Annotated in this window: 8 protein-coding genes and 1 pseudogene; 5 read left to right on the forward strand and 4 right to left on the reverse strand. The window is 60.5% G+C overall.

Translation table 11 applies throughout. The features are described from left to right. Together BIS10_RS14610 and BIS10_RS14615 are read right to left on the reverse strand one after the other, a co-directional pair. A partial coding sequence (locus BIS10_RS14610) for a sugar phosphate nucleotidyltransferase (protein ID WP_253506194.1) occupies positions 1-134 on the reverse strand: 134 nt, incomplete at its 3' end. Further along, on the reverse strand, positions 131-1729 hold the full coding sequence (locus tag BIS10_RS14615) for an alkaline phosphatase (protein WP_253506182.1): 1599 nt from the start codon (positions 1727-1729) through the stop codon (positions 131-133). The genes BIS10_RS14610 and BIS10_RS14615, both read right to left, overlap by 4 nt. A gap of 186 nt (positions 1730-1915) precedes the next feature. Between BIS10_RS14615 and BIS10_RS14620 the strand changes: the two genes are divergently transcribed. From BIS10_RS14620 to BIS10_RS14635, 4 genes are read left to right on the forward strand one after another with little or no spacing between them, the layout of a single operon-like run. Further along, complete coding sequence (locus tag BIS10_RS14620) at positions 1916-3445, forward strand: glucan biosynthesis protein (protein WP_253506184.1); 1530 nt, start codon at positions 1916-1918, stop codon at positions 3443-3445. Continuing rightward, the gene (gene mdoH, locus BIS10_RS14625; RefSeq protein WP_253506186.1) at positions 3438-5408 is read left to right on the forward strand and encodes a glucans biosynthesis glucosyltransferase MdoH; all 1971 of its coding nucleotides are present in this window, start codon (positions 3438-3440) and stop codon (positions 5406-5408) included. Before BIS10_RS14620 ends, mdoH begins: the two co-directional genes overlap by 8 nt. After that, positions 5408-6199, forward strand: coding sequence for an FkbM family methyltransferase (locus BIS10_RS14630; protein ID WP_253506188.1), 792 nt, complete (start codon positions 5408-5410; stop codon positions 6197-6199). The genes mdoH and BIS10_RS14630 overlap by 1 nt, the downstream gene beginning before the upstream one ends. A 38-nt stretch (positions 6200-6237) precedes the next feature. After that, positions 6238-7041 (forward strand): creatininase family protein, encoded by an 804-nt coding sequence (locus tag BIS10_RS14635; RefSeq protein WP_253506190.1) that lies wholly within the window; start codon positions 6238-6240, stop codon positions 7039-7041. Here the strand turns inward: BIS10_RS14635 and ribA are convergent. After that, positions 7038-8141 carry a GTP cyclohydrolase II RibA gene (gene ribA, locus BIS10_RS14640; protein ID WP_253506192.1) on the reverse strand — a complete coding sequence of 368 codons (1104 nt, stop codon included), beginning with the start codon at positions 8139-8141 and terminating at the stop codon, positions 7038-7040. The genes BIS10_RS14635 and ribA overlap by 4 nt on opposite strands. A gap of 97 nt (positions 8142-8238) precedes the next feature. Between ribA and BIS10_RS14645 the strand changes: the two genes are divergently transcribed. Continuing rightward, on the forward strand, positions 8239-9069 hold the full coding sequence (locus tag BIS10_RS14645; RefSeq protein WP_083023120.1) for a RibD family protein: 831 nt from the start codon (positions 8239-8241) through the stop codon (positions 9067-9069). 105 nt (positions 9070-9174) lie between these two features. On the opposite strand, the pseudogene BIS10_RS14650 reads toward BIS10_RS14645, so the two are convergent. Next, positions 9175-10047, reverse strand: a pseudogene (locus tag BIS10_RS14650) (lysylphosphatidylglycerol synthase transmembrane domain-containing protein); the annotation flags it as partial. Positions 10048-10199: the final 152 nt, after the last annotated feature.

The following is a 10199-nucleotide window of genomic DNA, read 5'->3' on the forward strand; positions in this document are numbered from 1 at the left end:
TCAAGGCGGGTGAGCGTTTGCTGAAGCAGGCTCTGCTCGCCGGTTAAGCGCAAAAACTGTTTAGGCATCTGCTCGCGGGAGAGCGGCCAAAGCCGGGTACCGCTGCCGCCGCTAAGAATAACCGGTTGAATCATGGTGTCGTCCTTGGTGATGGTGCTGAAGGGCCAAAGTCCTGCTGCAGCCAGTGGCGCAGCTGGCTCATACGCGGCGCATCCTGCGGGCGAGCCAGAGGGGGCAACATGCCATCCACAAAGCCGCGCTGTTTAAACTTTGCCAGTAGCGCCGGGTCGCCGCTGATAATGTGCACCGGCACGGCGGCGCTGGCATCCTCGCCGGTAATCAGCGGTGCGGGCTGGTGGTCACCCAGCACAATCAACAGCGTCTGCTCATCGGCCACGCGCTCAGCCCAGCGCCCTGTCACGCTAACAGAGTAGTCCACCGACCACGCGTAATGGTCACGAATGCGCTCCAAATCTCGCCAGATCACCTCGGGTGGGTCGCCTGCGTTCTCCCAGGGCGCATAGATACTGCCGTCGCCTACCAGCGACCAGTTCTCCAATACTGGTAACACCGGCGTCCAGGGCGCGTGGCTGGAAATCAGCGCCAGCTGTGCAAACAGCGGCGCATCGCCAAGCAGCTCCCGCTGGGTGTAGTCCAGCGTAAACTGGTCAGGCATGGTCACCCAGTTGAGTGGCGGCCCTGCGTAGGGAATATCCTTAGCGGCGGCGATCTCGTCAAACCCGTAAGCACGCCCTTCCGGCCATGCCAGAGTAATCGCAGGCATCACGCTCAGCGTGCGCTGGCCGGTTGCACGAAAGTCATCGATCAACGTCGAGTGGCCACTATCTAGCATCAGCCGGTACCACAGCTGATTGTCGATCCAGCGGCCGCTAAGCGTGGTGGCATGGGCCAGCCACGACTGCCCGCCTTGTATCGGTGATTCCACCAGCCCCGACACCACGTGCAGGTCGTTTTCTGCTAATCGGCGATTAATATCTTCCAAAGTCAGCAGCAGCGTTCGGTTATAGCGCGGGTCGTTGAGCGCAGAGACACCATAAGATTCAATAAACGTCAGCAGCACGTTACGCCCCGCCAACCCAGGCAGCGCCTGAACCGCCAGCGGATTTTCTTCCAGCTGTTCAGTAAAGGCTTGCCGAGCGCGATGGGTTTCCACCACCTGCTCCCACTGAAAACGTGCGGTATTCACCATCGGAAGCGTTGTATTGGGAACCAAGCGGCTACCGTGGAACTCTAACAAGGATAAACACATCGCCAGCCCTAGTACTGCAAGCGCCAATTTCCCCGACCAGCGGCCGAGCCTCAAGTGAGTGGCGGGCAGCAGCAATCGCAACAGTCCCCAAAGCAGCATAAGCAGCAGCACGCCGCCAATCAGCATCAGGCAAACCGCTGCGAGTTGGCCTACATTACCTACAAGTAAGTGGTAAATAGAGCGCACCAGCGGTACATCCAGGTAGAGGTTAAGCGGCCTTCCAAATGCAGTGTAAGTCGCAGCTTCACCGAGATTTGCTGCCGTTGCCAGTGCCATGATGCTTACCACGCCCACCCCTACCACACGCCGCCAAAAACCCGGAGGTAACAGCAGTATGGCTGGGGCTATAACCCATGCTTCCCAAGCGATCAGTGGCGAGCCCAGCGTGCCAGAACGCCACCATAAGGGAAGGATAAGCAGCAGGTTAAGCGCGCTGGCCGTTAATAGAATACGGAGCATTGAGACCTCATGGACTACTAGCGGTGAACAGAATATCAGCGGCATAACCGGCAAGCGGCACACGCGCCTCGCTGCGTTTAAATTGCCATTTTTTAACCTAACTTGTTAAGCGTATAGTTTTTGTTCAAATATTTCACACAATGACGTGTTGTTAACTCTCTTATTGGTAACGAAAGGAACTCGCCCATGGGTTGTCGTACTGCTGCAAAATGGATGTTGTCATTAGGTTGGTTACTCGCCCTTCCTGCTTCAGCCAGCGAAGATGCTGTATTTCAACAGGTACTAGAACGTGCCAAACAGTTAGCTGCTTCCCCCTATCAAGCGCCCGAGGCAAATCTGCCTGAAGCCCTGCAGGCGTTAAATTACGACGGTTACCGGCAAATACGCTTTAACCCAGAGCGCGCCTACTGGCGCGATGAAAGCCCTTTTAGCCTGCAGCTATTTCATAGCGGGTTTCTATTCCAAACACCGGTGACGCTGAACTTGGTAGAAGCAGGCGAGGTAACACCGCTCGACTTCACCGCCGATGACTTTCGTTACGACGGCGAGGCAAGCACTCTGCTTGAGCATGATTTAAGCGGCAGCGGCCACGCCGGGTTTAGGCTCCACTACCCAATTAACAACTCCGACTACGCCGATGAGTTCGCGGTGTTTTTAGGCGCCAGCTACTTTCGTTTGGTTGGTCAGCATCAGGCCTACGGGTTATCCACCCGTGGGCTGGCGATCAACACGGCCTCCTCCCAAGGCGAAGAGTTTCCTGCCTTTCGTGAATTTTGGCTGGTCACACCTGACAACGACACCGAGAGTGTCACGCTGATGGCACTGATGGATAGCCCGTCGCTCAGCGGTGCCTACCGCTTTACCCTCACCCCCGGCGAACAAACCGAAGCCGAGGTGGAAGCCGAAATTTTTGCCCGCAGCGATGTGGAGAAAGTAGGCATTGCGCCGCTCACCAGCATGTTCACCTATGGCGAAGCCTCGGCCCAGCGGCCAGACGACTTCCGCCCCCAGGTGCATGACTCGGACGGCCTGTTAATGCATACCGGTAGCGGCGAATGGATTTGGCGGCCGCTGAGCAACCCCACAGCGGTGAGGGTCTCAAGCTTTGCCGACGATGCGCCCCAGGGGTTTGGCCTGATGCAGCGAGAGCGCGACTTCGACCGCTACCTTGACCTGGAAGCCAACTACCACCGCCGCCCCAGCCAGTGGGTAGAGCCGCTGGAAGCCTGGGGCCAGGGCCGCGTGGAGCTAGTGGAAATCCCCACGCCAGATGAAACCCACGACAACATCGTGGCCTACTGGGTATCCGACGACACGCTAAGTGCCGGTGAATCCCAGCACCTGCACTACCGCACCTACACCCTTAACGAACAGCCCGAAGAGCACACCCTTGGGCAGGTGATTCGCACCCGTCAAGGCACCGCCGCCGTGCCGGGTGAAACGAATTCCTCCTCAGCGAACCAGCGCCAGTTTGTGGTCGATTTTGCCGGAGGCGAATTGGATAACCTCGCCCCAGAGGCCAAATTAGCGCTGGATATCAGCGTGCTCAATGGCGAAGCGCTGCTGCCCCAGGTAAAAGTGCTGCCCGATAACGGAAGACGGGCCACGTTCAGACTACCGCCCAGCAGTCAGCCCAACGATATCCGCCTGCGTCTGATGCATGACGGTGAGCCGGTCACAGAAACCTGGAACTATGTGTGGTATCCCGATGCGTAATGCACCCACGTTCACGCCGTCTATTCCATGGCTCAACGCCCGCCGGGCCCTGCTCGCCACGCTGGTCATTGGCTCCAGCATCGCCGGCTGTCTAGCGATGGCTCAAGTCGTCAGCAACTTAGCGCTAGGCTGGCAAATCACCATGCTTACGCTGTTCGGGCTGACGTTTAGCTGGATTGCGCTGGCGTTTTGGGGAGCCATTTGCGGCTTTGTGATCTGCGCGCTGCGCCTAGATCCGTTAAGCCTTAAACGCTTAACCGCCGAGCGCCCCACTACCAGCCGCTTGGTCAGCCGTACGGCGCTGGTCATGCCTATTTACGCCGAGCCGCCCATTCCTACCATTGCTGGCCTAGAGGCCACTTGCCGCTCGCTACTACAGCAGCCCACTCCTCAAGGTGACGACACCGCCAACGTTATTCGTCAGCATTTTGAAGTTTTTATCCTCAGCGATACTCAGGATGCTGCCCACGCTGAAGAAGAAGCTGCCCACGTGGCCGCGCTGCAGCAGCGCATGGCAGGCCAGCTCGCGATCCACTACCGCCGCCGCCCCAATAACCACGGACGTAAAGCGGGCAATATTGCCGATTTTTGTCGGCGCTGGGGGCGCCGCTACGACTATATGGTAGTGCTGGATGCTGACAGCCTGATGAGCGGTGACACGCTGCTGCACATGGTGCATCAAATGCAGCGCTACCCCACCGTGGGGCTCATTCAAACCGTGCCCATTCCCGTGGGGCAACGCACGCTGTTTGGCCGTTTTACCCAGCTCGCCTCGGCACTCTATAGCCCCATGCTGGCAGCGGGCCAAAGTTTCTGGCAGGGCGATGCTGCTAACTACTGGGGGCACAATGCGATTATTCGCACCCGCGCCTTTATGGCCCACGCGGGGCTACCTACGCTGCCGGGCAAACCACCGCTGGGAGGCGAACTGCTAAGCCACGATTTTGTGGAAGCCGCGCTACTTAAACGCGGCGGCTGGCAGGTACTGCTGGACACCTCCGCCACGGCGGCCATGTCGCGGCGCAACCCCCATGCCAGCGCCTCGCGTAACAGTTTTGAAGCCATGCCCAGCAACCTGCTCGACTTTGCCAAACGCGACCGCCGCTGGCTGCAAGGCAACTTACAACACTTACGCCTGCTAGCTGGCGTGGGCTTCCACCCTATCAGCCGCCTGCACTTCTTTTTTGGCGCCTTTGCCTATCTTTCATCACTGGTATGGCTTGGACTTTTACTGTGTACCAGCTTGATGGTGGGCTACCACGCCATTGACGACGCAGCCGAACCACTGCTGCCCCAGGCGCTCTCCCTGTGGCTACTAAGTACCACCTTGGGGATGCTGATTGCGCCTAAGCTGCTGGGCTTACTGTTAATCTTCTGCCAATGTCCCCACGCCTTTGGCGGACGCTTTAAACTGGTGGTCAGCACACTATTGGAAATGGTGTTTGCCGCCTTAATTGCCCCGTTGATGATGGCGTGGCATAGCCTATTTATTATTAACGTGTTGATCGGCCGCGCCATCGACTGGCAAACCCAACACCGGGGCGAACGCTCGTTAAGCTGGCGAGAAACCTGGCGGCATACGGGGTGGATGACCCTATGCGGTGTGCTATGGGCAGGAACCATGGTGCTTTTTTCACCCTCCGCGTTTGGCTGGCTAACGCCCGCCTGGCTCGGGCTAGTGGCCGCCGCGCCGCTGGTTAAATACTCCAGCAGTGGCACCTGGGGCGGCGTCATCAGCCACCGTTTTGGCCTGTTACATACCCCCAGCATTAGTTTGAAACCGGTGCTTTTACAGGATTTTGCGAATCTAATGGCGCGTAGCCCTCAAATATTAACGCAGACGCCCTCTGCTATGCTGGTCATGCCACCAGCGGAACTGCTGGGGGAGATGCCTTGCCAACTGCTTAAGCCCGCCAAAGCCCCCCATGAGCCGCCTGCCCCCCGCGCTAAGGAGCCTCACTAATGCCCTCTTCGACGCTACAGCAGCTGCGCAGCGCCAGCGGGCTAGCCCGCTCGCTGTTTATTTACTGGCGGCCTGGGCGTCAGCGAAGTTTACAGCGGCTCTACCAGCCCTTTTTAGCAAAGGGCGATATTGCATTTGATATTGGTGCTCACCTAGGCGACCGCAGCGCGGCCTTTCAAGCGCTGGGCGCCCAGGTAATAGCCTTAGAGCCTCAACCAGCGCTCGCCAAATGGTTCCAACGGCTTTTAAAAAGCCCGCATATCTCACTGCTGCCGATGGCCGTTGGCCCCGAGCCAGGCTATGCGGATATTGCCATTAGTGTGGGCAACCCGACCCTCTCCACCCTAGCAACCGAGTGGCGTAGCCTAGTGGGCGAGCGAAACCCCGGTTTTCAACGGGTGCGCTGGGAGCAAACCCTGCGGGTGGAGATGACCACCCTGGATGCCTTGATTGAGCGCTTTGGCGAACCACGCTTTATCAAAATCGACGTAGAAGGGTTTGAAGCCGAGGTGCTGCAGGGGCTTAGCCATCCGGTGGCCGCGCTCTCGGTTGAATTTGTCGCCGGAATGCTGGAGGTCAGCCACGCCTGCCTAGCACAGATAAACCGGCTAGGCGACTACCGCTTTAACGCCATTGCCGGAGAGCAGCGCCAGTTCCGGTTTGCTACGTGGCAAACGCCGAATGCCATGGCAGCATGGCTTGCTGAAGGCGCAGGGAATCTCGCGTCAGGCGATATCTACGCCTGCCGCAGCGACCACCCGCTGCTGGCGGCGCCACTCGCCAACCACTAGCCACTTACTGAACAACCCACTCAGCTAGCGAGATTGTCATGGTTTATCACTGGCAGCACCTGACCGCCCCCCAACTACGCACCCTTGCCCAGCGCGACCCGGTGGCGGTGATTACCCTAGGGGCCATTGAACAGCATGGCACTCATCTGCCGCTAGGCACCGACCTAATCATCGGCGAGGGCTTGCAGGCGGCGATGCTCAAACAGTTAGAGAAGCAGGACGCTAGCGTGGATGTTGTGTGTCTGCCCGCTATCGCGGTGGGTGCCAGCGATGAGCATGCCAGTTTTGCCGGCACGCTGAGCCTGCCCGCGCCGCTGGCGATCGCTACATTGGAAGCCTACGGCGAGAGCATTGCCCGTGCAGGGATTCACAAGCTCATGCTGATTAATAGCCACGGGGGGAATAAATCGGTGATGGATTTAGCTGCGCTCACGCTTCGGCGGCGCTGCCACATGCGCGTGGTCAAAGCGACCTACACGCGGCTGCCCCCCTTGGAAGGCGCGATGAACGCCGATGAGCTGCGCTACGGGCTGCACGGCGGGCTGCTGGAAACTTCCATGATGCAGCACTTAGCGCCGCAACTGGTGACGTTTGAAGGCTATACCCCCGCCGCCCCCGCCACACCATCGGAGGGCGCTTTGGTAAGCCCGGAAGGCAGCGCTGCTTTCGCTTGGCTAGGGGAAGATTTAAGCCACCACGGCGTAGCGGGGGATGCTAGCCAAGCCAACGCCGCCCTCGGTAAACGGCTTGTTCACCACTATGCTGCACAACTTGCCCAGGTGGTAGCAGAAACGGCCAAGCTGCCGCCGCTGGAGCCATCAGCGGCCGCAGGTAAACGTTAGCGACTGCGGCTTTCTAGCACTTCATCCAAAAAGTGGCCCGCCCGGTTGGCTTTGGCGCTCAGGTAGCGATGGTTATGGTCGGTCACGCTGCCATACAGCGCCTGGCGGGATACCACCTCAATACCGCCTTCGCGCAACGCGGCCATTTTCAGCGGGTTGTTGGTGAGTAGCTGTACCTGATCAATACTCAGAGCGTTCAGCATGTCCACCGCCACCGCGTACTGGCGTTCGTCGTCGCCAAAGCCCAGTACCTGGTCGGCATCCACCGTATCCAGGCCGCTATCCTGCAGCGTATAGGCACGCAGCTTATTGGCTAAGCCAATTCCCCGCCCCTCTTGGGCAAGGTAGAGCAGTACACCGCCCCCCATCGCCTGGATATCGGCCACGGCATTACGCAGCTGTTCGCCGCAGTCACAGCGCAGGCTGCCAAACAGGTCGCCGGTTAAGCAGGCGGAGTGCATACGCAGCGGCACGGGGCCTTCCAGGCTATCGAGTTCACCGATCACCACGGCAACGTGCTCGCGTAGGCCATCCGGTTCACGGAACAGCACAAAGCGGCTATTGGGGGCATCCTCAAGCGGAATATTAGCCTCGCTCACCCGTTTCAGCATGCCCGGCGCGCCAGCCAAACACGCCAGCGCCTCTTCAGCCTTCACTTCCAACAGCCGCCCTTGGGCAATTTGCTCGGCCACCTCCTCCTGTGCCCGTTCGCTGACCACCGCAGTCAGCGCTGCCGGAATCAGTAGCGCCCGTCGCATTAGCGCTACCGCACTACGCTCTGCCGCCCCGGCGGGCTTCAAGCCGCTGAGTAGCGCGCTAGGCTTAGTGGCTGCATTTGCTACCGCTAGCTGGTTTAGCTCGTGTTCACTCACATGCTCTGGTAGTGGCAGGCAGGCGGCCTCGGCGGTGAGCGACATGCCCATGGCCTCCAGGCGGTGGCGCGTGAGTACCAGCGTGGGGCGCGCACCGGAGAGGCGTGCCAGGGCATCTACCGAGCGGCTGCCTTCCAACGCTTGCACCAGAAGGCGCTGCTCACCGCTGTTAATAACCACCGGCAAACCACGGCGAATATCGAAAATAGCGCGTTCAATGTGATACATGTAGGCCTCCAGGTTGCCTAGTGATGTGGGCAAAGGTCGCTTGCGTTGGGCCGCACAGCCCCGCATGATCTGTGGTTATTTTCAGTGTGGAGGCGTCATGCCCGACTCCCGTAGCCCCCAGCAATACTCCCCCATCGATAGTGATACGGCGTGGGCGTGGCTGACAGCCCAGTGTGCAGGCGCGTCCGGTGCTACCGGTATATCCCTTGCCAGCGATGGCCAGTGGCACTCGCCGCAGGCGGTAACGCCCCAGGCCCAGGCGCTGTTGGACTGCCTGACGCCGCTGGCGACCCGCCCCACCTGGGTCGTCGCCCAGCTGGGGCAGAGCCTTGATGGGCGAATCGCCACGGAAAGCGGCCATTCCCACTACATCAACGGCGCGGAAAGCTTGGTACACCTGCATCGGCTGCGTGCCTTGGCCGACGCGGTGATAGTGGGTGCAGGCACCGCCGCCGCCGATAACCCCCAGCTCACCGTGCGCCATGTGAGCGGCTGCCACCCGACCCGCGTGGTGCTCGACCCGCGTGGTCGCGTGCCCAGCGATATCGCGCTGTTCACCAACGGCGACGTGAAAACGCTGCACCTTACCGGGCCAGAGGTCGCGCCTTTGGCCAGCAGCGCTGAGCACTGCGTACTGCCCCTGAACGCTAGCGGGCAGTTCAGCCCCGCCGATGTGATTGCCCTGCTGGCAGCGCGCGGGCTGAAGCGTGTACTGGTGGAAGGCGGCGGTATCACTATTTCCCAATTTATTGAGGCTAACAGCGTAGACCGCCTGCACCTGATGGTGGCACCGCTGCTGATTGGCTCCGGCAGGCCGGGCCTGCAAATGACGCCCATCGAGACCCTGGAGAGCGCGCTGCGCCCTACGATGCGCTCGTTCCGGTGCGGCGACGACACGCTGTTCGATGTGGAGCTGCGGGCTTTCTAAACCACCCGACGATGGTGGCCCAGAAAACGCGGGACCGCGCCCAGGCGTGGCGCGGGCACGTTTACCTAGCGCCACCCAAATGCCCGGTAAGCTAGAGAGCAGTACCAGCACGCCATACGCCAGCGAGATGGCGACCCCCTGGGCGGCGGGTAACCCCACCAGCACCCAAATACCGGCAGCGGCGCCTTCGCGCAGCCCCCACCCCGCAATCGAGAGCGGCACCAGCATGGCTAACAGCAGCACTGGTGCTAGCGCCAGCACCTCAAGGGCAGGCATCTCGCTGCCAATGGCCCGGGCGGCGCACACCATCACTAGGCCATAGCTGAGCACAATCGTCAGCGAGGAGGCTAACTGCAGCGGCCATACGCCCCGCTGCAACAGCCCCCGGCGAATATCTCGGCCCAGCGCATTGCACCAGGCGGGTAGCGTGACTCCATGCCCACGACGCAACCACTCACCTAGCGCCACCAGCGCCAACAGCACAGCCACAAAGCTGGCAGCCAGCGTGAGTAGTAGGGGCACGCCTAGCGCAGCATGCCAGAGGGGCGACGTAAACAGCGCCGCTAGCGTGAGTAGCGCCACCGCCATTTGCCCGGACGCTCGCTCAATCACCACCGCACGCCAAGCGCTGCCTTTGGAAGCTGCCTGACGAGCGTGACGGTGGGCGCGCCCTGCATCTCCCAATACGCCCCCCGGCAGTAGCTGGTTGACCAGCAGCGCTAGGTAGTATTCGCGCAGGGCATAGCTAAAGCGTAGCGGGACATCCACCAAACCAGCGGTGAGCTTCCAGCGCCAAGCGCTGAGCGCTACCTGCAGCACACTGATGGCAAGCGCCGCTAGCACCCATAACGGGGCTAGACGCTTCACCTCCGCCAGAATGGCCGCTGGTTTTACCCATAAGGCCACCACCGCCAGCAGCGCAAGGCTGATTAAGCCGCGCTGCACCCACGGCTGCCGCAGAAAACGCCACGCAGGCATGGGCTAGCCCTTCGCCGCTGGTAACGCCAGCAGATCGTAATGGCCTACCCAAACACCCGCTTGCCCGCGCTCCACGGCATCCAGGCGTGCAGTGCGCCACTCGGCAATACGGGTGGCAGCTTCAGGGGCCTGCTCAGTAGCCGCCTCTGCCC

The organism is Halomonas sp. 707B3 (genome assembly GCF_024158645.1).
GTDB lineage: Bacteria > Pseudomonadota > Gammaproteobacteria > Pseudomonadales > Halomonadaceae > Vreelandella > Vreelandella lionensis.